Source organism: Ramlibacter sp. AN1133 (assembly GCF_037890035.1).
Classification (GTDB): Bacteria; Pseudomonadota; Gammaproteobacteria; order Burkholderiales; family Burkholderiaceae_C; genus Ramlibacter.
The window spans coordinates 72294-96156 of the sequence record NZ_JBBKTQ010000011.1; the positions used below are offsets into that span (position 1 = coordinate 72294).

General features: G+C 68.2%; 22 protein-coding genes. 3 read left to right on the forward strand and 19 right to left on the reverse strand.

What is annotated here, in order from left to right; all coding sequences use genetic code 11:
• Positions 1-17 precede the first annotated feature (17 nt).
• The 4 genes from WG923_RS16870 to WG923_RS16885 all read right to left on the reverse strand — a co-directional run bounded on the left by WG923_RS16870 (position 18) and on the right by WG923_RS16885 (position 5171).
• Positions 18-2753: a hypothetical protein gene (locus WG923_RS16870; protein ID WP_340352140.1), complete on the reverse strand. Its 2736-nt coding sequence runs from the start codon at positions 2751-2753 to the stop codon at positions 18-20.
• Positions 2754-3643: 890 nt separating this feature from the next.
• Positions 3644-4318, reverse strand: coding sequence for a RadC family protein (gene radC, locus WG923_RS16875; RefSeq protein ID WP_340352141.1), 675 nt, complete (start codon positions 4316-4318; stop codon positions 3644-3646).
• Positions 4302-4745 carry a hypothetical protein gene (locus tag WG923_RS16880; protein ID WP_340352142.1) on the reverse strand — a complete coding sequence of 148 codons (444 nt, stop codon included), beginning with the start codon at positions 4743-4745 and terminating at the stop codon, positions 4302-4304. Before WG923_RS16880 ends, radC begins: the two co-directional genes overlap by 17 nt.
• A 111-nt stretch (positions 4746-4856) precedes the next feature.
• Complete coding sequence (locus tag WG923_RS16885; protein ID WP_340352143.1) at positions 4857-5171, reverse strand: hypothetical protein; 315 nt, start codon at positions 5169-5171, stop codon at positions 4857-4859.
• Between the two features lie 457 nt (positions 5172-5628).
• Between WG923_RS16885 and WG923_RS16890 the strand changes: the two genes are divergently transcribed.
• Entirely contained in the window at positions 5629-6309 is a 681-nt protein-coding gene (locus tag WG923_RS16890; protein WP_340352144.1) for a hypothetical protein, read from the forward strand.
• Positions 6310-6568: 259 nt separating this feature from the next.
• Here the strand turns inward: WG923_RS16890 and WG923_RS16895 are convergent, their stop codons facing one another.
• Positions 6569-6826, reverse strand: coding sequence for a hypothetical protein (locus tag WG923_RS16895; RefSeq protein ID WP_340352145.1), 258 nt, complete (start codon positions 6824-6826; stop codon positions 6569-6571).
• Between WG923_RS16895 and WG923_RS16900 the strand changes: the two genes are divergently transcribed.
• Positions 6819-7439, forward strand: coding sequence for a hypothetical protein (locus tag WG923_RS16900; RefSeq protein ID WP_340352146.1), 621 nt, complete (start codon positions 6819-6821; stop codon positions 7437-7439). The genes WG923_RS16895 and WG923_RS16900 overlap by 8 nt on opposite strands.
• Positions 7440-7640: 201 nt before the next feature.
• Positions 7641-8105 carry a hypothetical protein gene (locus tag WG923_RS16905; RefSeq protein WP_340352147.1) on the forward strand — a complete coding sequence of 155 codons (465 nt, stop codon included), beginning with the start codon at positions 7641-7643 and terminating at the stop codon, positions 8103-8105.
• A 651-nt stretch (positions 8106-8756) separates the two neighbouring features.
• On the opposite strand, the gene WG923_RS16910 is transcribed toward WG923_RS16905, so the two are convergent.
• From WG923_RS16910 to WG923_RS16975, 14 genes are all read right to left on the reverse strand, one after another.
• Positions 8757-9191, reverse strand: coding sequence for a hypothetical protein (locus WG923_RS16910; RefSeq protein WP_340352148.1), 435 nt, complete (start codon positions 9189-9191; stop codon positions 8757-8759).
• 19 nt (positions 9192-9210) lie between these two features.
• Positions 9211-9648, reverse strand: a complete 438-nt coding sequence (locus WG923_RS16915) for a hypothetical protein (protein WP_340352149.1) — start codon at positions 9646-9648, stop codon at positions 9211-9213.
• 570 nt (positions 9649-10218) lie between these two features.
• Positions 10219-10833, reverse strand: a complete 615-nt coding sequence (locus tag WG923_RS16920) for a hypothetical protein (protein ID WP_340352150.1) — start codon at positions 10831-10833, stop codon at positions 10219-10221.
• Between the two features lie 305 nt (positions 10834-11138).
• Complete coding sequence (locus WG923_RS16925; RefSeq protein ID WP_340352151.1) at positions 11139-11657, reverse strand: hypothetical protein; 519 nt, start codon at positions 11655-11657, stop codon at positions 11139-11141.
• Between the two features lie 48 nt (positions 11658-11705).
• Positions 11706-13343: a type II secretion system protein gene (locus WG923_RS16930; protein ID WP_340352152.1), complete on the reverse strand. Its 1638-nt coding sequence runs from the start codon at positions 13341-13343 to the stop codon at positions 11706-11708.
• A gap of 60 nt (positions 13344-13403) precedes the next feature.
• Entirely contained in the window at positions 13404-13997 is a 594-nt protein-coding gene (locus tag WG923_RS16935) for a type 4 pilus major pilin (RefSeq protein WP_340352153.1), read from the reverse strand.
• A gap of 67 nt (positions 13998-14064) precedes the next feature.
• The gene (locus WG923_RS16940; RefSeq protein WP_340352154.1) at positions 14065-15210 is read right to left on the reverse strand and encodes a hypothetical protein; all 1146 of its coding nucleotides are present in this window, start codon (positions 15208-15210) and stop codon (positions 14065-14067) included.
• Positions 15207-17123 carry an ATPase, T2SS/T4P/T4SS family gene (locus WG923_RS16945; protein ID WP_340352155.1) on the reverse strand — a complete coding sequence of 639 codons (1917 nt, stop codon included), beginning with the start codon at positions 17121-17123 and terminating at the stop codon, positions 15207-15209. The genes WG923_RS16940 and WG923_RS16945 overlap by 4 nt, the downstream gene beginning before the upstream one ends.
• Before the next feature lie 11 nt (positions 17124-17134).
• Complete coding sequence (locus WG923_RS16950) at positions 17135-17785, reverse strand: hypothetical protein (protein WP_340352156.1); 651 nt, start codon at positions 17783-17785, stop codon at positions 17135-17137.
• Positions 17772-19190: a hypothetical protein gene (locus WG923_RS16955; protein WP_340352157.1), complete on the reverse strand. Its 1419-nt coding sequence runs from the start codon at positions 19188-19190 to the stop codon at positions 17772-17774. The genes WG923_RS16950 and WG923_RS16955 overlap by 14 nt, the downstream gene beginning before the upstream one ends.
• A gap of 2 nt (positions 19191-19192) precedes the next feature.
• Entirely contained in the window at positions 19193-20770 is a 1578-nt protein-coding gene (locus WG923_RS16960; protein WP_340352158.1) for a hypothetical protein, read from the reverse strand.
• 11 nt (positions 20771-20781) lie between these two features.
• Complete coding sequence (locus WG923_RS16965; RefSeq protein WP_340352159.1) at positions 20782-21255, reverse strand: toxin co-regulated pilus biosynthesis Q family protein; 474 nt, start codon at positions 21253-21255, stop codon at positions 20782-20784.
• Positions 21255-22544: a TrbG/VirB9 family P-type conjugative transfer protein gene (locus tag WG923_RS16970; RefSeq protein ID WP_340352160.1), complete on the reverse strand. Its 1290-nt coding sequence runs from the start codon at positions 22542-22544 to the stop codon at positions 21255-21257. Before WG923_RS16970 ends, WG923_RS16965 begins: the two co-directional genes overlap by 1 nt.
• On the reverse strand, positions 22541-23863 hold the full coding sequence (locus tag WG923_RS16975; protein WP_340352161.1) for a TrbI/VirB10 family protein: 1323 nt from the start codon (positions 23861-23863) through the stop codon (positions 22541-22543). Before WG923_RS16975 ends, WG923_RS16970 begins: the two co-directional genes overlap by 4 nt.

The following is a 23863-nucleotide window of genomic DNA, read 5'->3' on the forward strand; positions in this document are numbered from 1 at the left end:
CAGGGCGGTCGAAGCCGTCAAGCCCAGGGGGCGCGTGCGACTGCGGTGTAGGAACCAGGCTGGCCGCTGAACGGGGGCTCGCCGGGGGGAGCGTGGCCGACGGCAGACAGCGCCGCCACCGTCTCCCGGGCCTCACCTGGGCCGGTATCGGCCAGCAGCCCATCGATCGCGGCCCCCTGGAAGGCGATGGCCGCGCCCAAGGCGGGGTCCGCGAGCGATGCCAGGGGGATCGGCGCCCCGGCGGCCAATCCGGCCGCGGCGCGGTAGGCGGCGCAGGCCGATGCCACCGCGGCGTTGAGCCGGCCCCCCGGGCCGCCGTCCGCGTGGACGACGTCGTTGGGACGGTTGATGTGCCACCGCATCAGGGCGACCGCGGCGCGTTCGCTGCAAACGAGGTGGCCAATGGTTGCAGGGGCGTCGAAGCCACCGCCACCGCCCCAGGGCGAACCCATCAGTTCGCCCAGGCGCCTGAGGGAAAACTCGCGGTTGGCCCGGCGCATGCCAGGCGAAAGCCGAAGCGCCTGGTGAAAGCGGTAGAACATGCGCCACGATCGCATCCAGGTGTGTTCCAGATGGCGCTGCGCCGCATCGGGCACCTGCGGCTGAACCCTCGCGAGCCTCTGCGCCGGATCGCCCGCGCCCCACATCGGAATTCGGGCCACGTACTTCCCTGCGCCGACGCGCAGCACCGGGCCTGCCTGACCCCAGGGTGGCGCATGCAGGCCGAAACGACCCAGGTCGCGGTGGAAGCCCGCCGGGTCGCGATGGCGGTACCAGGAAAGCATGGCCCCCATCTCGCCGGCGCCGCCGGCGAGCGCCAGCGTCCAGTGGCACCAGCCGATCGACAGCAGCGCCTGGTCCCAGCCGTTGAGGACATCTTCGTGGCCGAAGGTCTCGGGATAGGTCATGCCGTACAGCACCCGCCAGTCCGTCTGGCGCGCCGGCATGTCCGCAGAGGGAGGGTCCTGGAAGCGGGCCCAGGTCAGCCGGGTGGATTGCCAGTGATCGCTGTCGCGCATCGACGGGCCGCCGATGTCGAAGTCTTCAGCCCCCTTCTGGTGAAAGCGGCCGAGCGGGGTGGCATCGATCCCCGCAGGTGGGACCGGCTCGCCAAAATCGGCCAGTGTCGGCGCATCCGCGGCCACCGCATCGCCCCACCGCATCAGCCGGTCGATGGCCCAGTGCCGGCGGCCCTGGGTCATGTAATCGAAGTCGTCGACGCCAGCCACCGGGTTGCCCATCGCACCCCAGATGTCGGCGGACACCACTGCGGCAGCCACGGGCACGTTGGGCTGGGTCACCGCGCAGGCGACCACCTGCAGGCCGTTGCGGGCCTGGGTACCGAGCGGCCCGAGGGGCGGCGCGCCCTGCTCGAGGGCCGGCAAATTGAGCCACAGCTGCAGCATGCGGCGGGTTTCGCCATCGACGATGCCGTGCACACGGCCGAAATAGCGCCGCGGCGCAAGCTGCTGCTGCGCATGCAGCACGCCGCCGCTATCGAGGGACCAGCGCGCCTGCGCGCTTTCGACCTGGAACTCGCGCACGGCCATCGCCACGCGGGCGTCGAATTGGGTGGTGCCCGCTGCAGGCGCGGTGAAGCCCAGGGAGCGCAGGTCGCCCACCAGGGCGGCGACATGGCCGCCGACGTCGCCAGGCCGCGCTTTTCCGGCGAACCGTGGGCCGGCATCGTCGTCGCCGAATTGGAGGTCCCAGTTGCCGTACAGCGGCTGCGCCCGGTGTGCGGCGTCGAATCCGCGCACGCCGAACCCGGCGCCGGGCCACTCGCCGAAGATGGCGCTCGATTGCCCGGCAAGCACCGCTGTCAGCTCGTCGGTCAACAGCTCGAGCGCCGCCAGGCCCCAGGGTGTGTTGATCTCGCGTTCGTTCCACCACGACTCGAACTGCCCGCACAGCCGCACCATCCAGCGCAGCAAGGGACCCAGGCGTCGTTTCAGCTCCTGAGGCAGCGTGGCGGAGGACAGCGACAGGCCGTGGAAGGCAGTTGCGGGCGGTGCAGTTTCGAAGAACGCGCTGATCCGGTTACGGTCGTTCCAGCGACCGTCGAGGCCGACCGGTCCGTAGTAGGCCTGCAGCAGCGCGCTCGCGGGCTCGCCGCGCTCGCTGCGGGCGATCACCAAGGCGTCGATGCAGCCGTCCAGATCCTCGCGCGGCGCGGCGCTCGCCACCGCTTTGCGCAGGGGCAAGGGGTCGAAGGCAGCGGTTTCCTGCGCCGCCCACTCGGCCACCGGCCGGCCTCCGCGCGCGACCCGGCGAACCCGGTTCCACGCGATCCAGGCGCGTGCCACCAATCCCAAGACGGTGACCTGCTCGATCTCCTTGGGCCACACCGCCGGCTGGTCGACGCCCGGCTCGAGCAGCGGATTGGGCGGGACGATTTGCGGGCCGCCAAGGACCAGCCACAGCGGCCACACCGAGACGCGCACCGCAGGGCCGGCGTCGCGGGGCAGGTCGATATGCCCGGTCGTTGCGGCCGTTTCCCAGCACACGCTCGGCTCCACCGAATTCGCATCGGCCTCGTCCCAGTACCACCTGGGCGCGACCGCCCACTCGGCCGCGACGTCGATGAACATGAAATCCCACTGGAAGGGACGCGAGACGATACGCAGCCGGTGCGCCAGTTCCTTGCGCCCGGCGATGCGCCCTTCCACCTTGCGCAAGGCATCGAGGTAGTCGTCGAAGTCGCGAATGCCGCGCCCTCGCCCCGGCCAGGCCTGCGGGCCGAGAGCGCGCACGGGCCTAGCGAGGACCGCGGCAGGTACCTGGCCTCGGACCAATGCATCTACTTCGCTGAGCAGCCCGGAGAGTCCCATGCCTCCCGCCCGTCATAGGTTCGAGTCGGTCGACCCCCTGGAATGGAGCGAGGCGCCCGAGCCGGCAACTGAACGGCCGCTGGGGCCGGCGAAACTGTGGTGGGCTCTTTTCCTGGTGAGGGTGCCCGGAACTCGCTCATTCGAATCAGGCCCTCATCCCACCGGCGCAAGCCGAGGCGAGCGACCGCGCACCATGCCAGGAGGCCGCCGTGACGAACCAACCGGCGTCACCCGTGGCGCACGCTGCGCACTGAGAACGGTCGCATTCTGGGAGCACTCGCCAGGTTTGGCAATGACGTTCATCCGCATGAGGGAGCAGGGGCGGTCCTGCCGTAAACGACCTCGCGCAGGCTCAACGCGGGAACAGACCGCCAGGGGTGGGCAGGGGCGAGGTGCCCGGGGCTTCGCGGGCCCCCAGGTGCTCAGCGACGATGCGTAGACGCCCTCGCCGGGCCTGGTGCACAAATCGGCGCCCTGCAGGATGAGGCGCTTGTTGGTGTTGGTGAAGGACGCGCCGCCGGGCAGGCGGCACGAGCTCCGAGCAGGCGGCGTGGACGGCAGCGCGGATCCGGGCGCATCTTCAGTCGCCCAATGGGCTCCTTGCGGCGCGCCCGGATCGGGAACACTCTTCGCTGCAGGCGGCGGGACCTGGGGCTGAGGGGGCATACCACCTCATTGCTCGCTGATCTCTCGTGGCAGGTGTCGCAGCTCATATCGGCACAGCGGGGACACCGCACCAGAGGTGCGGTACACGGCCGACCTCCCTGGCCCGGAGGCCGGCGCGAAATCAAGTCGCTCAGCGCGATCGTGATCTACACCAATCCCTCTTCCGCCATCGACAACGCCGCGCCGGGGGCGACGATGATGTGATCGAGGACTCGAACGTCCACCATCGCGAGAGCAGACTTGAGCGTCTGGGTCAGCGCCTCGTCCGCCCTGGAGGGATTCACGGTCCCACTCGGGTGGTTGTGGGCGAGGACGACCGCGGCTGCTCCCAGCCTGAGTGCTTCTGCCACGATCTCCCGTGGGTACACGGACGTTTGCGTCAGCGTTCCCCGAAACATCACGTCGAACGCGATCAGGCGGTTCTGGGCATCCAGGAACAGTACAGCGAACTCCTCGCGGGGTTTGCGAGCCAGGTGCAGCTGAAGGTAGTTCTTGACGGCGTCGGGTGATCCGAAGACCTCACGCTCGCGCAGCTGCTGTTCGATCGCTCTTCGCGAAAGTTCGAGGATGGCAGCCAGCGCTACCCGCCTCGAACTTCCCAAGCACGCAGGCAAGGCGTCAGGCGCCGCAGCGAGCACTCCGGCCAGCCCTCCATGCTGTTCCAGCAGCTGTCGCGCCAAGGCGCAGGCCGGCGTTCCGGGAGCACCGGAGCGTAGCGAAACCGCGAGCAGTTGCGCATCCGTCCATGCGGTGCAGTCCGCGATCGGCCTCCCGCACCCGGCCGGCAGGTACGTGCTGGCGACTTCATGCACCCGGGTCATGGGCAACCATTCCCTGCCTGGCATGGTGCGAGGCCCTGCAGTCGCCGGCGATGCGGGTGCATTCCGCGGCAAGGTCACCGAGCTCGGCCATCAGGAAGCCGAGGTTCTCGATGCAATCGGGCGCAACGGACCCGTCCTGCAGGTCCATGGCGCAGCGCGCCATGAGGTGGCCCAGTGCGCCGACGCCGAGGTGGATGGTGCGGGCAGTCGCTTCTGCGCTGGCGGCCAGCGCAGCGAGGTCGCCAGCGTCTTCCGCGACAGCCGACGTCACCTTGTCGGCCCGTGTCAACAAGGGCAGCCGCCGCAGCAGCTCCCGCATCGGGCGCGCAGCGCTCGCCTCGGCTCTCGGTCCGTGCTGGCTCAGGTGTCCCGAGGCGGACTTGGATTTCAGTGTTTGCAATGTCATCTCCGAAAGGAGGAAGAGCACACCGGGGGGTGTGCCCTTCAGGTTGAATGAGCCCGGGCAGTCACTTCGCGTTCCAGGGAAGCGCGCTGCTTGTTGACGTTCTGGCACGAGGCAATCCACCGGGGCCGGTGATCAGGTGGCGCCCGGGGCGTGGGCAAAGGCGGCGCGAAGCACCTCGTCGATGCCCGTGGTGGGGTGCCCGGCGGCAGCCCGGTTCAAGGCCTCGACAGCATCGGCCTCGTCGCCTGCTGCAGCGATGGGCGTCGCTGCCGCCGGATCCGGTACACGCGCTTGCTGACTGCGCTCAGCTTCGCTGCGGGCTTTCCGGCGCCGGCTGCGCTGCTGCCGTTTGCGCTGCTGCGCCTGGATTTGCGCCACCGGGCTGTATCCGTCGATCGCGATGCAGATCTTGCGGGGTCGCTCCAGGGCGAATGGATTGATTGCCATGGCTATTTCGCCTGTTGCTGGGGTGATCGATGCGAATGCACGCGCCTGGGCGCGCGCAACGTACGTCGCGCCACGCACCAAGGTGCGGTACGCACCTGCGGGCGAGCGCCGCACAGGTCGGTTGTTGGCTGGCGCCAGGGCCAGCTGCAGGTCGGATGACCCGGCTGGGGGCAGATTCTCCGCAGGCCGTGAGCACGCGGTCAAAGGGTCAGGGTCTGCTTCGTTCGCATCGGCGCTTGGGCGCTGTCCCCTGCGCGCGGCCGCCCAGTCCTGCAGTCTGCACGCCAGCGTGCGGTCGGACGCGTGTTGCGCCGCTGCCGGTGGCAGCAATCGCACCTAAAGTCGCTGGGTGGCCCGGCCTCCTGAACTTCTGACAACCGCCATCCTCGGGCCATGGCTTGTCACGGCGGACGCGGCGGACGCGGCGGGCCGACTGCAGAAGGTGTATCCGTCCCTCGTGCACTGGTACGAGGCTGCCAAGTTCGTGCCCCACCAGCCGCAGCTGCGCGATGCACTTCTGTTCAGCCCCACGTTGAAGGAAGCCAGGAATTTCGCCCGCGGCCGGCAGGACGCATGGCGCGCCGACTGGCTGTGCACTCGCCACTCGGTACTGGTCGCCGGTCTCGGCATGCTTGCCTTGCAGCGGCCCGAGATGGACCTGCGGCGCTGCCCGCTGGCGCATGTGAAGACCGGACTCGCAGGCATGCAGCTTCCCCCCGGGGTCCTCGACCGCTGCGCCGAACGCTTCGAGCTGTGGCGGCGGGCTCCCCGGGTCAGTGTCTTCGGTGCTGGCCAGGCCCCCTGCCCCGTCGTCGGTGCACGCCTGGCGAAGCTGGTAGCGCCCTTGCCGGCCTGGACCCTGGTGACGACCTGCAATGGGCGCGCGCCGTGGCGGGTCCACGACTGGGCGCGTGCGCGGTACATCCCGGTGCAATACCTGGGGACTTGCCTGCAACGCACCGGCCGCAAGCTCGTGACTGCAGTGATCGCAGCGAGCGACCACGTGGTGGTCTTCGAGCAGCGCAAGCACAGGCACCTGGACTTCGTGCTGCACACGGCCAAGTCGCTGAAACGGAAGATCTCGCTGGAGCTCTATGAACCGGACGCCTTAGCGGGCGCGCAGCTCAGCATCGCATGAGGCGCGCGCAGCCGTTCCAGGCGGCGGGCGCCTGGTGGCGCGATGGTCTGGCCACAGCGCGTCATTCGGATCCCTCGCGTGCGCTCGCCAACACGGGACCTGATTCAGACATGAACCTCGGGAGAGATTGGCAGGGTGCCCGAGGCTGCGCCCTGCCCGTGCGCACGTTCGGGGCATCCCACCGTTGCAGGAGCTCGCGTTGCACGGCAGCTCCAATGACAACGCTGGTGCCCCTAGCCTTCACGCTTCCTCGGGTTCTTCAACGCTCGCTCAGCGCGGGAGACGACACATGAAAAGCATGCATGGCCTGGCCTGCTGGGTCGCCGCAGTCTTCCTCGGCGGATGCGGCGGCGGTGGCGGCGCCAGCGACACTGTCGCCACGATCGGGCCCGGATCCGGTCACCGACATCGGCCGGCCGTCCACTGCCTCGCCGTCGACGGACGCGGGCAGCGCCTCTGGCCCTGCGGTTTCCGCCCCGATCACCGTCTCGGCGGTGGTTGCGCCCAGCGTGACCACCGCGGACTGCGCGCGCCTGACCAGCGAAGCTGATTCCATTGCCGCCCTGGACCTCGCGAATCCAAATATCCGGGCTGTCAACGATTTCGTGCTCGCAGTCGATCCGGAGCGCGCCAACAAGGTGTTCGTTCGGCGTCCTTACGACTTCGTCAACTGGGTCGCCAGCAATGGGGGCATCCTCAACTTACTGACGCTTCGAGTGGCAACGCACGAGACGCTGCACATGACGGACGCTGTGCTGCGTGCCTGCGCCCCGACCGGATACAAGGCGTTGTTCTTCGGAAGAATCCTCGACACAGGCCTGCTGGCGAACGAGACCGCCTCCATCAAGATCGTCGAGGGCGAGATCGAGCCGGCCCGAGCCGCGGTTCACGACCTACATCACCAGCGCCGCCGCGGGCAACGATTTCACCGTGCTGCTGGACGAATTCGCCGCCCTACGCGGGCGCGGCGCACACCGCCTTCGAGGCACAAGCGCTGGGCAGGCCCGGCGCAGCGACGGGCACCCTCGACGCTGACCTGGGCGGCAGCGTGGCTTTCATGGTGTTCCTGGAGCCATCCTGAAGGCAGCCCGCCTGCACGCCACCGACACTTCCCCTTTCGAGCGCGTTGATGAGACTTCGACAATCCCATCGTGGCTTTGTCGCCGGTGACCGCAAATGCGCGGTCAGCTCGGGACGGATAGTCCCTTTCATTCGTTAGGCCGCACGAAGCACCTGCTGCCGTGGCTACACTTCATATCTGCAATACGCTTCACTGAGGTATCGGACTGGCTGGCTCCGACCCGACTGGCCGCCATTTTTGGAGGGCAACCGTGCATTCAACTTTGCGTCGAGTTTTAGCCGTCGTGCTGGCCTTTCTTGCTACCGCACCTGCAGTCGCTGACGATCAGTCGACGAAATCTGAGAGCTTCACGCCTTACGAACTTGTCGGGGACTGGCAGTTCATCAACACCAACTCGGGAACGAAGTTCGGCGGTGATATCAAGATCAAGGTCGATCGCATTGACAACTCTGGCGCAATGCGTGGCCTAATCTCCTACGATGGCAGACAAATGAATGACGTCTGTGGAACCCGCGGCGTCTTTAGTGACGAGCCAGTGGAGGCCGAAATCATCAAGTCAAAGGACGAGTACCGCATCTCGTTTATGACCAAATGCGTGCGAGGGCAGAATCCCAGACTATTTAGCTGGACGCTGGTTTGCTCTGGTGCAGTCTGCTCTCAGCCCACGGTACTACCCCACGGCAAGGGTGTTCTTACCCTGACAGAGAAGCGCTGAACAAAGGGAGGAGAACGTGCGGCCTAACAGGTCTACAAGGACTTCCCGGTAGTCCAAGCCTTTCTTGCTGATCTCATTCCGAGCAGTTTGCCCGTAGCCGGCATCGACACAGAGACAGACTGCACATCCACAAACGGCCTTGTTGCACGCGTGGTGCGGGCCCGGATACGAACCGCTCAGCACGGCTCCATTCGTGCGGAGCGGGCACCAGCAAGGGGCCGCTGCCTGTTGGAGGACCGGCATCCCGCGGCCAGCGGCGCCGACCGGGCTCGAGAGGATCTGCCTACGCAATTTGCGAGCGTGGGATCCCAGCGCCACGACGGGCCAGCGCCCGCAGGACAAGGCGCTGCCACGCGCCTGCGTGGCGCAAAACGCTAAGGGTGGAACGCTGCGCCAGCACCAATTGCGTCGGAGCTTCGCTCTCGGCGGCGGCACTGGAGGCCGGCGTGACCATCGCGACCTTTGTCAAGCTGCAGAGGGCGATGTGGAGCGCGCGTCGAGTCCAGTCGGCGATATCCGCGCAAGGCGGTGCGGGCGCGCGCCAGACGCCACTTGGCCCAGGTACGGTCAAGCGCGCAGTCGCGCCGGATTGGCTGCAGTAGGAAATGGCGGCCGCTCATGCCCAACGGGGCCGCAGCCGCTGCCGAGAGCTTAGTCCTTCAAGCGGACAGTCCTCCCCGGCAGTTGGCTGAACTTGCCGTCGGCCAGAACTTCCAGCATGCCTTCCTCGGTGGCCAGATCGAAGGTAAGTTTAGTGACACCACAATGAGGCCTAGTGCGCGTGATAAGGATTACGAACTTTCCGCCTTCCGTACTGAACTTTGCGTCCGCGGGAACGGCTTCGCAGTAGTCCCTGCTGTTGAAGTGAAATTTACCTTCCTTGGGGAATGCAGTCCAGGACTGGTCGCGGCTGCCCTGGAGGCTCCACAGAACCGTAAACTTCTGACGCTCAATCCACTTGTTGCCCGCCGAGTCCGCTGCAACCGCGGCCATGGAGTCGGAAGCGGTCGAGGGCGTTTGTGCGAACGCCATGGCGGTGAGTAGCGTCAGGGCGGCGATTGGAATGCTCTGCAAAATCGATTGCATAGTATTTTCTGCGAAGAACTCAGTCCCTTAAACGGACGACTCTGCCAGGCAGCTGGCTGAACCTACCGTCGCCCAGAACTTCAAGGACCCCTTCATTCGTTGTCAGGTCGAATTTGAGCTTGATTACGCTGCAGCTCGGCCTGGGCTGCGTGACGATGATCACGAACTTGCCTTCTTCCGCGCCGAACTTCGCAGCCGCAGGAACTGCTTCGCAGTAGTCCGTGCTGTTGAAGCGGAACTTGCCTTCCTTTGGGAACGCCGTCCAAGACTGGTCGCGGCTGCCGGACAGGCTCCACATGACGGTGAACTTCTCACGATCGGTCCACTTCTTGGTCGCCGAGTCTGCCGCAGCAGCGGCCATCGGTTCGGAATTGGCCGACTGCGTCTGCCCATACGATCCGATACTGGCGAACCACGCCAGAATCACGATGGGAACAATCTGGAGAGGAGATTTCATAGTACCCCTTGGGTAGTTAGGAAGTTGATCACCTTAAAGGTCAAGAACGGTGCATCGTCGCTGGTAATGTGGTGTGGCGATGTGGAAGCTCGAGGCGCTACCCGTCAGTCACGAGGCGTCAGGACTCGATTCAATTGATCCCACCGCCACACTCCGCCAGTAAGCCGCTGCCGTTGACCACCAGAACCGTCCGCGCGGATCGCAAACCTCACAGGAGGGCAGCCAGCCATGCGGGGCAGCGTTGTGATCAGAAGTTCGGACTCTGTCTGCTCCACTGTGGCTTTCAAGGGGGCCGCATAGCAGATGCCCAAGCCCGGTGCCACCATCATGAGTCGGTAGTCTCCATCGCTGCCCGTCAAGGTGATGTGGCTTATCCCGGGAGCTCCGTAGCCTGCGGCGTTGGGTGCGTTGGCGTCAAAGGTCTGGTAGTTCCAGGAGCGCGGCAGCTTCAGGCCAGGTGGCGACGCGGTCGGATGATCTGCCGCATGCATGGAAGCGATTGTCCCGACGCCAAAGATCAAGGCGAACCATCGCGGCATCTCATCTCCCCGTTTCCCGAGAACTCGCGTCCTAGTCAGCCAATTTGAATTCGATGAGTTCCTCGTCGACGTCCAGGTCGCGAAAGTTGTCGCGCCATTCGTATCGGACCAGGGCCTTCACGGCGGGCGCGTACCAGTACGTGAGCGTCACGCTCCAGATCTTTCCTGGAAATCGTTGCGACGTCATGCTGCCGACGGCACGCAGCTTGACGGTATCGAAGGCACCAGCAGGCGTCGTCTTCTTTTCCTCGCCGAGCACCTTCACTTTGAACGAGCTTAATCCTGCGTTGCCGGAGCTTCTGTTCTGCCAGTTCGTCTTGAACTCCCAACTCGCTTCAGCTTCCAGCGGAAACCGCAGCAGCTGATATCCCACGTCATTCACGACGTTTCCGCTGTCAAGGATGGTGAGATCGGGGGTGATCACCCCATCCCTGGCGCCGAATGACATTGCGATCTTCGAGGACTCCACGAGCTTCACCGCTCGAGTGGATTTGCTCAGGGTCGCTTTGGTCAACGCGTCCTGCCGCGCCACCGTCCATTGGTCACCCTCTTTCAAAACCGGACGCTGGACCGGCAGCACGTCGCCGAGCGCCGCGGTAGCTGCCGAAATGGCGACTGCGCCGGTGAGGATTGCACGTGCAAACATGAATCGGGCCCCTCTCTGGTGAAGGTCGGATGTGACCACCGGATTCGCGATTGGCATTTGACACGCAACAAGAATCGCGCGCGTCCCGAGTCACAGCTCGGGTCTACCCTAGGAAAGGCTCTGGCCGAAACGAGGGTGCGGGCCCACGCCTGACCGCGGCCGTGTCCGCTCAACGCATGCGGCGACCTCAGTCAAGATGGGGCGTCCAGCCGCTTACGGTGGAACGATCAACCAGCGCGGGCCCGGCGCTGCCCGACGCGAAGGTCGCGGAGGCATTCGCTGGCGCCTGGGCGACGCGCGCGAACTCAGGGCGCTGCGAAGCTGTTCACGCTGTTGAACTGCACCAACCAGTTGGTGGCGCGGCCGCTGACGTCGAAGCCCGAAGGACACACTGCGACACTGAAATCGGTGGAATTGGTGAATCCGCTGCTGAAACCCACGCAAGTGGAATTGCTCGGGTAGCCCAGGGGCGCCCACGTGTTGGAGTTGGTCATGCGCCACGACACGAATCCATTGGCATCGATCGTCGCGGCGGCACAGCCCAGGACGCCTCCGCAGCCCTGCCGGGTCTGTCCCGCGAAGGCCCGCGACCACGGCGCCACGGCACTGGAAGCGGTCAGCGACAGGCTGTAGGCAAGGTTGGCGGTGTTGGCGACGTTGGTCACGTCCGAGCGGGTCGCAAAGCTGGAGGTGTCGACGGGCGCGATGCCGACGGTGGCGCGCGAGCCGGTATCGGTGGAGCCCGCCGGCGCAGGAATGGACTGCGCCGAAACGCCGGTGGCCGCGAGTGCCAGGCCGGCCAGTGCAACGCGAAGGGTGGTCATGGGTGTCTCTCCTTGCGACAAAGATCGGCCCCGCGCCGCAGCGCGGGGTTAGGCGTAGAAACAGAACACGTTGGCGAGCGAGCGGGCGTTCGGATTTCCGGTCAGGAGTCCACCGCTGCCGTTCCTCAGGAAGATCTGCCACACGACGCCGGTGTCCACCGCATAGGCCGCGATGCCGCCATCCGCCGAGGCGTAGGTCTTGGGCACCAGCTGGATCAAGGGCGTGGCGGCCATGCCCGCGGCCGGCGAACAGACCGGCTTCGTGACCTGGCCGCCGGGCCCGATTGCGACGTCGGTCACCTCGTAGGACTGGACGAACTGCAGATTCGACGTGAGGTCGCGCAGGCGCATCCAGCGTGGCACGCCGCCGGCGGGATTCAGCCGGCACACCAGCATTTCGTTGCTGCTCGCCGGGTCGTAGGCCGCCGTACCGGCCGCGCCGCAGGCAGCGCCCGCGGTGGCCAGCGGTCGCAGCGAGGCCATGCTCACGTAGATGCCGTTGATGCACAGAAGCTTTGCCCCGGTGCCGTCGTCGGCGATCGAGCCGTTGGGGAGGTTGCAGGAAGCGCCCGCCCCCGAGTAGTTCGCCAGCGACCGCCACAGCGAGCCCCTGCAGGTGAGCAGTCCGCTGCCGGCGCTGTCGCGCGCGATCGCTCCTTCGTCGCCCGCGGCGCAGGCGCCGTTGAGCGCATACAGGCCGGAGGGCACCAGCCGGTCAGCCTGCGCCCTGCCGGAGGTGCGCACCTCGGCCACGCCGCCGCCGACGCCCACGTACGCGTAGATACCGTTAGCGCCGGTGAACCCGGCCGGGTCCGTGGAAGCCAGGATGTTGCCGCCCACCACCACGTCCGGCGCGCTTACGCCGCCGGCGTATCCCGCCGGCAATTCGTCGGGATTGGCGCAGCCGAAGGCGGCACGCCCCGTGGCAGCGCGGATCTGGGCGCAGCCACCAACGCTGGTGTTGCCATTGACCGCCGCCGCCCCGCTCACCGCCAGGGTGCCCTTGAGCGTGGTGGCGCCCGCAATCGTCACCGGCCCCTGGAAGTTGGGATCGCGCGTCTCGTTCAGGACCAGGAAGCGCTCGAACAGCGCGGTGTCGACCGACCCCGAGCCGCAGACGATGCCTTCCACGTTTCCGACCGGGTTCGGCACGCTGAGGGCCGGCCCGCGGATCGTGCTGCCGAAGTTCTGCAGGGATTGGCCGCCCGAGCCACCCTGCCTGGACGTCATGAGCGAGGCCAGATCGAAACGCGTGTCGGGGCTGCCCAGCGTCACCGGCGTGGTGGTGCAGGCGAGTACCTGCACCTGGCAGGTCGGCCCCGGGCAGCTGTTGCGCGTGATGCTGACCTGCAGCGATTGCCGCGTCGGCAGCGCGCCGGAGCCAGAGGGGAAGCCGGGATTCAGACGGCCCAAGGAGACCAGTTCGGCCACCGTGGGCTGCAGCAGGACGGCGATCCCCGGAACCGCCGTGCCGTTGGCGTAGCTGGCCCAGTTCAGGAGGACGTGTTGCTGCGCCGCCGAGGCCACGGCGCCGATGTAGGTCGCGGCCCCTTCGGCCAGGCTGTCCTCCGACTGCTGGCGCAGCTGCGCAGACAGGTACATCGCCAGCAGCGCAGAGAGGGAGATGCCGACGATCAGTTCGACCAGCATGAAGCCGCGAGCGTGCGATTCCCGGGATCTGGCCATCGTGTGTCCTGTGCGAGGGAAGGCGCCCCGAAGCTCGCTGAACTCCGGAGCCCTGCTGAATCAGCGGAAGGTGAACACGAAGCTGTTCGTGTCGCCGGCGGTGCAGGCGTTCTGGGCGGTGCCGCCGTTGTAGCTCGCCCCCACGGCCTTTGCGTTGACGCCGTTGACGGTGATCACTTCGGCAGTCCTGGACAGCTGCGCGGCCAGCCCCGGGCACGCCGCCTCGTTCACCGTGGGCACCGTCACGGTGAAGGAGTCACCCGCCACGCTGATCGTGCCGACCGCGACGCCGACTTGCGAGTTGGTGGCGCCGATGTCGTGCTGCACCGTGGCGGTGCCGCCGGCGCCGGTGATCGTCAGCGCCGAGGCCAGGCCGCGGGCGGTGTTGGCGAAGTTCGCCGTCGCCGCCGCCGGCGCCCCGAGATTGTTGTAGGGCGTGGTGCCCTGGCCGGCGAAGTTGGAGCGCATGCGGGTGACCACCTTGGAGATGTCGCTGGCCGTAGGCTCCGTCTTGCCGCCGATGATGACGCCGCGCGCGACGGGCACGGCAAACACGGAAATCACCGCGATGATGGCCAGCACGATGAGCAATTCGACCAGGGTGAAGCCGCGCTGGCAGCCGGTGGTCGGGAGCTTGGGTGCGATCTTGGTCATGGAAGCCTTTCGAAGGTAGTCCTCAAGGGTGTGACAGGGGAAACGCGGGGAATCGAAGACGGCCAGGTCACCTGGAGCTGAAGTAGGTCTGCATGACGGACCTCATCTCGTAGATCACGCTGAACTGCCAGCCGAAGACGAACAGCACGGTGGCCACTCCGGTCAGGAGCAGTACCCAGCGGTAGACGGTCAGGCGGAACAACACGTCCTGGATGACCGTGCCCTCCACGTACCTGCCGGTCTCCTCGAAGCCTTCGGCAAAGCCGTTCGCCTCCTGCGTGTCGCGCAGGAAATAGAACATCTCCCGGGACAGCAGATTGGTGTCGAAGGCGTCCGATCCGACCCCGCCGGTGGCATCGATGGCATCGATCACCTGCTGCACCCGCCAGCGCAGCCAGTTGGAGCGAACGCTGGCGGCGAAGGTTTCCAGCGACTGGCGCAGCGTGAACATCACGTTGCCGCGCCTGCGGGTGAGCGTGGCCATCGTGGACAGGAACAGCGCGCCCTTCAGGTCGCGCACCACCCGGTACAGGATGACCTTGCGGTCGAGCCAGTCCCGGCACGGTCCGATCAGGTTGCCCATCGTCCAATGCACGTAGACCACCACCATCGTGGCCGCAGCCATGGCGTACACGCCGTAGCTCCTGACGCGCTCGGCGTGCCCGACGAATGCCTTGGCCTTGGGGCCCCACTGGTCCAGGGGAATGAACCCGTAGATCTCGCGCAACTTGGCGGCCGCAACCAGCGGGAACGCGGTTGCCATGAGCAAGGCCACCACGACGCCGACGATCGCGGCGGCCAGGGTGCCGATGACGGCAGCCTTGACCCGGTCGCCCAGCCGCGCCGCGCGTGCAACGTCCTGCAGCGCGGTGAGCAAGGCGCCATCGCCGCCCGCATCGGCGGCGATGCGGATGATCGAAACCTCGTCGTCGGGCAGAGTCCCCTGCCAAGCCCCGGCCAGGCTGGCTCCATTGCCGGCATACACCTCGGCCCAGTACGCCGACAGGACGCCCAGCGGCTGGCCCGGATAGCGCTGGGCATCGCGCTCGAAGATCTCCAGCAGCTTGACGTTGCCCCGGCCGGCTGTCAGCTTGCCGGCGAGGATCTCGTAGTGGCGCGCGCGCTGCCCGCGAAAGCGCACCGCGGCCCGCCGCACGCGCGCCGGGAGCGCCGCTGGCGCGCGCAAGGCCCTGTGGTTCGCGCCCTGGCTCATGGTGCGGCCTCCGCCCGCCTGCCACAGCGCTTTTGCTCCACGGTTTCGAAGGACATGAAGCGCGGCTCGATCTCGCGCGGATCGATGATGCCCTGGCCGGCCTTGAACACCGCGCATTCCATCGCCGTCTTGCCGGTGAGGTCGTCGTCGTCGTAGCGCGCGTTGGCCAGCGAGCGCCAATACCGGGTGAGCTCCACGTTGTTGCCCGCCATGATGAACCTGAGCATCTCGTCATCGGGCTCGATCATTTCGCTCACCACCGTGCGGCCCGAATATCCGTTGAGTTCCGGCAGCTCGGACTTGCTGCATTGCGCGCAGCCGCGTGGGTTGCGCAGCCTGAAGCGTTCGGCGGCAAGGCCGTACAGCCGCTCGATGCGCTCGAAGTAGGCCATGTGGGCCGCCAGCCGCGCGCCACCCAGCTGGTGTTCAGCCGCAAAGTCGGCCGGGCTCAGGCCGCAATGCGGGCAGGTGGTGGGCAGCAGGGCCTGGTAGACCAGGACCTTCAGGATGTCGGGCGTGGCGAGCACCTCGCGTGGCATGCCGATCGCCGGTGAGGCGAAGCGGTCGATGATCCCGAGGGCTCCCTTGGCGTGCGTGGTGGTGTAGACGCTGTGGCCGGACTCGGCAACCTGGCGCGCGATCATGCCGGTGGTGACGTCGCGGACCTCGCCCAGCAGCAGCACGTCCAGCGCGGAGCGGTAGATGGCGGCCACCGCGGACCTGAATGCGCTGTCCTCGCCGCTGGCGCTGAGGTCCCGCGTCACGGTCTTCTGGTACATCCAGGGGATCTCCAGCTCCACCGGATCCTCGATGGAAATCATCTTGATGTCCCTCGGCAGCTCGCGCAGCAGTTGCGCCAGCGAGGTCGACTTGCCCGAGCCGACCACGCCGGAAAATACCGTCATGCCGCCTTCGGAGTGGATCACCCGGCGCAGGATTTCCATCTGCGAGCGCGGGTAGCCCGCGCTTTCCAGCGAGCGGATGCGGGCCGACTCGCCCAGCCGTTGCAGACGCAGCGTGACCACCGTGCCCCGGTCGTTGGCCATGCCGCTCCAGCGCAGCCGAACGCGGGCGCCATGCGGAAGCCTGCTGCTTCGCTGCAGTTCGAGCTCCACCTTCGCCTGTTGCTCGGTGCGCGCCTGGAACGCAGCATCCGCCCCGCCGCTGCTCTTTTGCCATGCGATCCCCAGCATCTGCACCAGCGTGTCGGTGGCCAGCGACCACATGGGGGGTCGCACGTAGCGCCCGCCGATCTTGAAGCAGACCTGGCTTTTCGGCGCGCCGAGGTCGATGGCGAAGTCGATGTCGTCGGCGTTGTGGGCATAGCCCCAGGACACGATGTCCTTGAAGCTGGTGAACAGGGCATTCTTGTTCGGGTCGCGCGCGATCTCCGTTTCCACCGCGAGCCCGTGCGCGTCGATGTGGCCCTGCGACAGCGACATGACCAGCGCGCAGTGCATCCAGTAGCCTTGCGGACCCTGCGTGACGAGCGCCCAACCGAGCTTGCGCAGCTGCTCCACCACGGCCGCGACCTCGTCCACCGTGACGGCGCCGCGGTCCGCGAACAACAGACACTCTCTGGCCGATGGACTCAGCTGCGCCACCGCGATGCGGCTGAACAGGTGCTGGCCGAGCTTCACGTCTTCGTTGACGACGCGATGGAAGCTGACGCGCGCCAGCTCCGAGGTCTGCGCAATCAGGGTCTCGGCAAAGCGCACGCCGGCGAACACCGCTGGCGGGGGCTCGCGGTCAGCACAGCACTGGCTGGCGGGCCGGTCCGCACCGGCGGCCGACGCCGCGCGTCCCCGGGCCGGCGAGCACACCCGGCGCGCCGTCCGGGACGGCCCCTGCGGCGCCAGCAGCGCCGGGCGCCAGCTTTCTCCGTTCATCCAGGCACGCAGCACGGACAACATGCGGTCCTCCTTCAGCGCATGCCGGTCGCCAGGGGGAGCGGCGCTGCAGGGCGCGAGGAGCGCGCGGCGTGCGCGCTCGTGGCTGCCGGCAGCGGTCCCTGCAGCGCGCCCGCCGGCAGACCGGCCGGAATGCCCGCCAGCGTGGCTGCGGACGGCTCCGTGCGGGTGCCGGTCCAGCACGCAGTGGGGCACTGCTGCGGCTGCACCCCGCGCGCGGCGGGCTTGAAGACGACGCAGCGCTGTTCGATGGCTTCGATGCGGCAGCCATGCACCCTGGCGCCGACGCTCACGCCCTCGAACGGCTGCCCGTCGGCGTACAGGCTGGCGCGCAGTTGCGCCTGCGCTCCGGCGATCGATTCGACCTGCACCGACATCGGCGCCGGCCCCTTGCGCCTCGCGCCCGGCACGGCCAGCTCCAGGTCCAGTCCGGCCGCCACGTGCTCCCTCCTGGCCTTGGCGATGGCCAGTTCGTTCTCGGCCTTGATGAGCGCTTGCACCGTGAGCACATTGGGCTGCAGCGCCGCGATGCCCGCAGCCGGGGAGCTGCCGGCCGCTGCCGGCCCGCTCGCCGGCGCCGCGGCCGCTGCGGGCTGGGCGACACCCGGGCCCGCAGGCGCCATGGCGATCAGCAGCGACGCCGCCACCCAATTAATGCCTCGCATACATCTCTCCTTTCGCCTCGGCCATCACGCTGGAAGCCCGCAGCTCACCCTTGGGGTCGTGGTCGTCGAAGCTGAGCCTGATCTCGGTCCAGTCGGCGCTGACGTCCGCCTGGATCAGCGCGTCGATGTTTCGCATCGGCGCCTTGACCGTCAGCGTCGCGGCCTCGATGCCCTGGGCCTGCGGCGGCACCGGCATGGCCGTTCCGTCCTTGCGCCTGGGTGCGCTGATCTCCACCGGCATGAAGCGGTAGCTCACGTCGGCGGCCAGCGCCGGCAGCAAGGGCTGCAGCCGGCTGGCCACCTCGACCCGGAAGAATTCCGCTGGCGGCAGCTGCTGCAGATCGAGCGGCTGCACCGGCTGCATGAAATGCCAGCTCACGTCCATGCCATGGAGCGGCGTGAAGCTCGCGGTCCAGCCGGCCGGCAGCATGGCCGCCACGTTCCGGTTCACCACGGCGCCGTGACCGCGCCCGTACTGCGCCAGGCAGGACCAGCTGCGCTGGGCGGCGTCCTTCGGCAGGGCAGCCGGCGAGGCGCGGCACACGGCCGCCGTGAGGATCCAGCCTTGCCAGCGCAAGGGCAGCGCGTTGAGCTGATCGCGCGCCTGCAGCAGCAAGCGACCATCCGCCGCTGCCTTGCCGGCCCGCCACCTGGCGATCGCTTCCGACCAGGCCTGGGCAGGGTCGGGTTCGTCGCTGGCGGCCGACAGCGCCGAGGCGCGCGCCGTGCGCCTGGCCCAGCCCTGGTAGGCCTGCTGCGCCGCGAGCAGCATGGCGATGAGCACACCGGTCGCAAGGACCGGCCGGGGCAGGCTCATGCCCGCGGCCGGCAGCGGCTGCAGCAGGTCCGAGCCGCTCGCCAGTGCCTGGAACAGGTCTTCGTCGCTGCAGGACCTGGCGCCCTCGATCGCACCGCCCTCGATGTTGGTGTAGAGCGTCGGCGCCTCCTGTGCGCCGGCATGGACCTCGCGGGCGATCTCGTGCACCCGCTGCAGCGCCTGGCCGTCGTCGATGCCCTGCAGGAACAGATCGGTCGATGTCGGCGCGCCGTTGGCGAGCGCTGCGATCCAGTATTCGCGCTCCTGGATGCGCAGCGCGCAGATCGCGTTGCCCACCATGTGGCGAGCCGCCACGCAGGCGGCCGGATACACCCGCAGGGCGGCCGGCGTGTCCCTGGGTAGCACGCCCAGCCCGAGTTGCTGGCCGCGGTAGAGGTAATGCGATGCGCCCGCCTGGCGCGCCAGCTTCAGCGCCTCGTCGCGCCCCCCCGTGGTGGCAATGGAGCGCCACTGCACGCCGAAGGCCAGGGCCCGGGTGCCGCTGGCGTCTTCCAGCAATTCCAGCCGGGGCGCGGCCTTCCTTGCGGCCGCAGCCGCGCCTCGGCGCAACAAGGTGAGCCAGGCCATGGCTAGACCCCCTCCTCCACCACCGCCGTCACCAGCAGCAACATGCGCGAGCGGCTCACCCTGGCGGCACTGGAGCCGCCGAACAGGATCGGCGCATCGGAGCCGATGCGCCGCGTGTTGTCCTGCGCCGTGAGGGACTCCAGGCCGCCGACCAGCACCGTCTGCCCGGAGCGCACCGGCAGCTCCTGGATGAAGCCGGTGCCGTCGATGGTCTTTTGCTGCACCGTCACGGAAGCGCCCGCCGCTCCGACCGTGAAGGGCACCAGCGGCTGCGCGCTGGTGAGGTCGAAGGAGATCGACAGGAAGATGGAGTCGTCGCCCTTGGCGGTCGGAATCACCGTCACGAAGGTGCCCACGGTCTCTTCCTTCTGCGTGACCGTGGGCGCCTGCTGCGCGGTCAGCACCGAGGAGCCCGCCGGCGCCGCAGTCGCCTGCACCTGGTCGACATAGTTGAAGGTGGTGCGGATCGCCTGCGTCACCGGACGGCCCGATGTGGTCAGGAAAGGGAAGAAGCGGCGGTTCACGACCACCCCCAGCTCGTTGAGCGCGCGGATCACCAGGCTCGATCCGGCCAACGGACCGGTGGTGGGCCCCAGCGACAGGCTGCCGACCTGCGGCGACGTGAGCGACGCGGGGCTGAGGTTCGACAAGGCCCGGTTGGTGGTTCCGTAGAGCAGATTCCAGTCCACGCCCAGCTCGCTGGAATCCTTGTCGACCACCTCCAGCACCTCGAGCACCACACGCACCCGCCGCGACATGATCCGGTTCTGCTCGGCCACGAAGTGCGCGATGCGCTGCAGGTTCGCGGGGGTGTCGGTGGCCACGAGCGTCTGGCTCTCGTTGGCCAGCGAGGCCTTGCCACCCGTGGACAGCATGGCGTCGACGGCGGCCATGAAGCCCTTGAACTGGTTCTGCTCCTTGGTCTCGAAGCCGGTCTTGGACGTGCTCTCGAAGATCGCATTGCTGCCGGCGTTGCGTCCGAGGCTCGCCACCGTGCTGGCCACCTGGGGGGTGCCCGCAAGCTGGAACACGCGGGTCTCGACGCGGAAGAACTCCGCGCCGCTTGGCACCGGCCGCCACGAGAGCTGCACCTGGCGCGCCACATCATCCAGCAGCCGCCACAACGGCGTGGCTTCGCCCGGCAGCACCACGCGCAGCGGTGGCTGCACCGGCGAGTTCTGCACCGCCGTGCGGGGACCGAAGGCTGCGGCCGGCAACAGGGCGTCCGGCGTGGCGGTGACCAGGATGCCGGAGGCCTCGGAGATCTGGCGCAAGGCGAGTTCGAGATCCACCGCGGACTTCTGGTACAGGGCCAGGACCGGCACCGAGCGGCGCAGCACCTCCGGCATCGCGATCTCCCGCGCCAGCGGCGTGCTGTTGCCCGCGATGTAGGGCCGATGCACGTCCTGGGCAGCGAGACGCTTGTTCTCGCTGTCGATCGCCGAGGACCGGAAGGCCTGCTGCGCAGCGGCGATCTGCTGCGAGGCGGCCGCCGCATCGCGCTGGGAGGCGCGAGGCGCATTGGCACAGCCGGCGAGCACCAGGGATGCAGCAAGCCAGTAGCGTGCGATTCCTTTCATTGCTGGCTCTTTCACTGGACAGTCTTGTCGCAAAGTTCGGCCTTGGGAATCACGCGCAGCACGTGGTTGGCGTAGAAGCAAGGCTGCACCGGCCGATCCGTCAGCTCGGTGGAAGACAGCAGGATCCGAACGGCAGCCTTGAACTCGGGGCCGAAGGTCTCCGGGCCGGCCGGGGCCGCGACCGGGAAATCCTTGTCCAGGGCCCAGTGGATCGGCTCGTGCACCCAGCCCGTCTCCCTGGCCCACCGCGCCAGCGCCTGCCGCACGGTCCGGTCAGCGACGCTCACCTCGTAGCGCACGCTGGACGCCAGGGGCGGCGCAGGCACGGGCGCCCCGGCCGTGGGCAGCGCGGGCGCGGCGATCGGGAGGGCCGACTCGTAAGGTCTGGGCGAAATGGAGATGCCCTGTTGCCCCAGGGCAAGGCCGCTGGCCAGGAGACCGGCGCCGAGGACGCCGGGCCGCACGCAGTGCTGGTTCGGTTTCATCACTCACTCACGATCTGAAGCACCTGGTCGCGGTAGGCGGTCGCAGCAATGCGGTAGCCGGCGGCCTTCGCGTGCTTCACGACCAGGTCAGCCGCCTGGAGGAAGTCAGGTCGGTCGATTTCGGCGTCGCCGGTGATCGCGATGGCAGGCGCGCCTTGCCAGATCACGCGCCAGCCGCACTCCCTGGCCCAGCGCGTCAACATGCGGTCGACGAATTCGTCGGTCTTGCGCATCGCGAACTTCTGCGCGCCGGCGGCTGCCACGGCTGCTCCCGGGCTGGGCGACTCCTGGCCTTGCCGGGATCCGGCCAGCACCGCCCGGGCTTGCGCTGGATCGAGCACCCCGGCTCGCACCAGCGCCTCGAGATGGGCGGCCAGGGCCGGATTGGCAGCAGCGGTGCCGAGCTTGGCTGGCGCGCCTGCCTGGCTCATCGCCGGCGCCGCCTGCTCCACCTCGACGACGACCGTCGAGTCCCAGAGCTTCGCGCGCGCGGGGGGCTTCATCACGCCGGTGCGCAACGTGATGCGGTCGCTCGCGATTCCTGCCTTCATCAGCGCGCTGCGGATGGCTTGCGCGCGTGCCCGGTCCAGCCCTTCCTTGTAGCTGTCGTCGTCGCGGCCGATCACGGTGAACCTGGCCACGCCAGGAGCCGCCTGCGCGAGCCGCTGAAGCGATCGCAGCGCGTCGCGCGACAAGCCATAGGCTGCGCGCGCAAAACCGACGGAATGCTCGGTGGTGGCCGGCCGCTCAGGCCAGAACACCCGGTCCCCCTTCACGGGCGTCGCGTAGCTGTTTCGATCCAGGGCCTGGGGTGCATCGAGCTCCATGGCCACCGGTGCCAGCGAGGCCACCAGCCGCCCGCGCGCAGGCAGCGGGGTGGCCCCATAGGGCTGCCGGAGCCCGGACTCGGCGACGGTCATCACCTGCGGAGCGTCCGGGCGCTGCGCTCCAGCGTGGATCACGTCGGCCTGTGCCCTGCCCACCTGCAGCAGGAAGCGGCCGTGCACCTGTGCGATGCGGACGTAGGGACCTTCCTGGACGGGAATCAGCAGATGCGGAACTCCGCCGGCGGCCGCGAAGATCGCGGGCACGGCCTCGCCGGCGCGGAACTGGAAGTAGGTGCTGCTGCCGTCGTCGAACACCTGGACCGGCCTGACGCGCACATCGCCACTGAGCAGGTAGCCAAAGTCGTAGGCGCCCACCCGTGCCGGATCGGCCCCTCGTGCGGGCGCCAGGGGGCTGGTGAGCAGCGCAAGCGCGAGCGAGGAGATCGCGAGCCTGGACTTCATCGGGCTTGCTCCAGGGGGTAGTGCTGCGGGAACACCATGTCGGACACGACCTCGACGTTGATGCGCGTCCCCTGGTCCACGGTGAGGGTGGGCGCGATCACCCGGTTGCGATCGAGTGCCGTCTTGCTGACGTCGGCGAGGACCTGGCCGGCCGCGGTGACCGGACCCGAGCTGCCCAGCTGCGTCACGCTGGCGGGCTGCTTGCCCCGATCGGCGAGAACGGCGATCAGCAGGCTGGTTCCGAACATCTTGAGGAAGTGGTTGTCGACCGCGCCCGCCATGCCCGCAGCGCCCGCGAGGTCGGCCCCGGCGGCGGCCGGGAGGTCGAACGAGTAGCCGTTCGGAAGCACCAGCCGCTCGAACGCGAACATCAGCCTGCTCTGGCCGACCAGCACGCCGGAGTCGTACTTGCCGATCAGGGCCGCTCCCATCGGAATCAGCAGGCGGCCATCGCTGTCATAGACGTTGCTGCTCACGTAGGCGGTGATGCGTCCGGGCAGGTCGGAGTTGATTTGCCGACCCAGCACCGCGGGGATCACCTTGCCCTGGCGCAGCACCAGCCGCGTGGCCGCCTGGTAGCCGGCGAGCACGCGTGACCGCGCCGCGCCGTCGCGCGCGTATTCGCGCACCCAGTCGTCCCTCGACCGCAGGGACACGCCGGGGGCCGCCTGGGCCAGCCGCAACTGCTGCGCGAAGGCCTCGATCTGCCCTGCGATGGCGGCGCTCGGCGCGGGGGTCGCCGACGCAGCTGCCGGCAGGGCGGGCGCCTCGATCCAACCGGGTCCGGCGCGGCCCGCCCCGGTTGCGCGTGGGTCCTCGTGGGGCGCCTCCAGATCGGCGACGAGCGCCTTCGCCATCCGGGTCTGCGCCTCGAATTCCAGGTCCTTTTCGCCGCTGCGCAGCGGCGCCGCTGGTGCGGCCGCCGGCGCCGCGCCCATCCTCAGCGGCGTCTTGCGGTCGAAGAACGCGCTGCTGTCGTCCATCCTGCGCACGCCGGCCGGAATGGCAGGCATGGCAAGCGGCAAGGGCGCGGTCGCGCCGGAAGCGCGCGCAGCCGCTGCGCCCGCGACCCTGGCCGTGCGCGCGGCCTGGGCTTCCTCGTCCTTGAGCATCTGGTCGGTGCCCGTCTTCTTCCACTCGCGCAGGTCCCGGGCCGCCGACGGCGCCTGCGGGGCGGGTGCCGTGTGGGACAGCACGAGCGAGCACACGAACGCGAGCGCCAGCACGAGCGCGGCGAGCACCGCCAGGGTGGACTTGCGCAGCGGCACCCCCGGCTGCGACGGCTCGGGGTCCAGGATGGTCTTGTCGGAGATCGCCAT

What these genes read in the sequence shown, in the direction of transcription:
- radC (WP_340352141.1), bottom strand. Translation starts at nt 4,318, where the DNA reads ATGACCCGGGTGCATGAAGTCGCCAGCACGTACCTGCCGGCCGGGTGC.
- WG923_RS16885 (WP_340352143.1), bottom strand. Translation starts at nt 5,171, where the DNA reads ATGGCAATCAATCCATTCGCCCTGGAGCGACCCCGCAAGATCTGCATC.
- WG923_RS16910 (WP_340352148.1), bottom strand. Translation starts at nt 9,191, where the DNA reads ATGCAATCGATTTTGCAGAGCATTCCAATCGCCGCCCTGACGCTACTC.
- WG923_RS16915 (WP_340352149.1), bottom strand. Translation starts at nt 9,648, where the DNA reads ATGAAATCTCCTCTCCAGATTGTTCCCATCGTGATTCTGGCGTGGTTC.
- WG923_RS16920 (WP_340352150.1), bottom strand. Translation starts at nt 10,833, where the DNA reads ATGTTTGCACGTGCAATCCTCACCGGCGCAGTCGCCATTTCGGCAGCT.
- WG923_RS16925 (WP_340352151.1), bottom strand. Translation starts at nt 11,657, where the DNA reads ATGACCACCCTTCGCGTTGCACTGGCCGGCCTGGCACTCGCGGCCACC.
- WG923_RS16930 (WP_340352152.1), bottom strand. Translation starts at nt 13,343, where the DNA reads ATGGCCAGATCCCGGGAATCGCACGCTCGCGGCTTCATGCTGGTCGAA.
- WG923_RS16935 (WP_340352153.1), bottom strand. Translation starts at nt 13,997, where the DNA reads ATGACCAAGATCGCACCCAAGCTCCCGACCACCGGCTGCCAGCGCGGC.
- WG923_RS16940 (WP_340352154.1), bottom strand. Translation starts at nt 15,210, where the DNA reads ATGAGCCAGGGCGCGAACCACAGGGCCTTGCGCGCGCCAGCGGCGCTC.
- WG923_RS16945 (WP_340352155.1), bottom strand. Translation starts at nt 17,123, where the DNA reads ATGTTGTCCGTGCTGCGTGCCTGGATGAACGGAGAAAGCTGGCGCCCG.
- WG923_RS16950 (WP_340352156.1), bottom strand. Translation starts at nt 17,785, where the DNA reads ATGCGAGGCATTAATTGGGTGGCGGCGTCGCTGCTGATCGCCATGGCG.
- WG923_RS16955 (WP_340352157.1), bottom strand. Translation starts at nt 19,190, where the DNA reads ATGGCCTGGCTCACCTTGTTGCGCCGAGGCGCGGCTGCGGCCGCAAGG.
- WG923_RS16960 (WP_340352158.1), bottom strand. Translation starts at nt 20,770, where the DNA reads ATGAAAGGAATCGCACGCTACTGGCTTGCTGCATCCCTGGTGCTCGCC.
- WG923_RS16965 (WP_340352159.1), bottom strand. Translation starts at nt 21,255, where the DNA reads ATGAAACCGAACCAGCACTGCGTGCGGCCCGGCGTCCTCGGCGCCGGT.
- WG923_RS16970 (WP_340352160.1), bottom strand. Translation starts at nt 22,544, where the DNA reads ATGAAGTCCAGGCTCGCGATCTCCTCGCTCGCGCTTGCGCTGCTCACC.
- WG923_RS16975 (WP_340352161.1), bottom strand. Translation starts at nt 23,863, where the DNA reads ATGGCGATCTCCGACAAGACCATCCTGGACCCCGAGCCGTCGCAGCCG.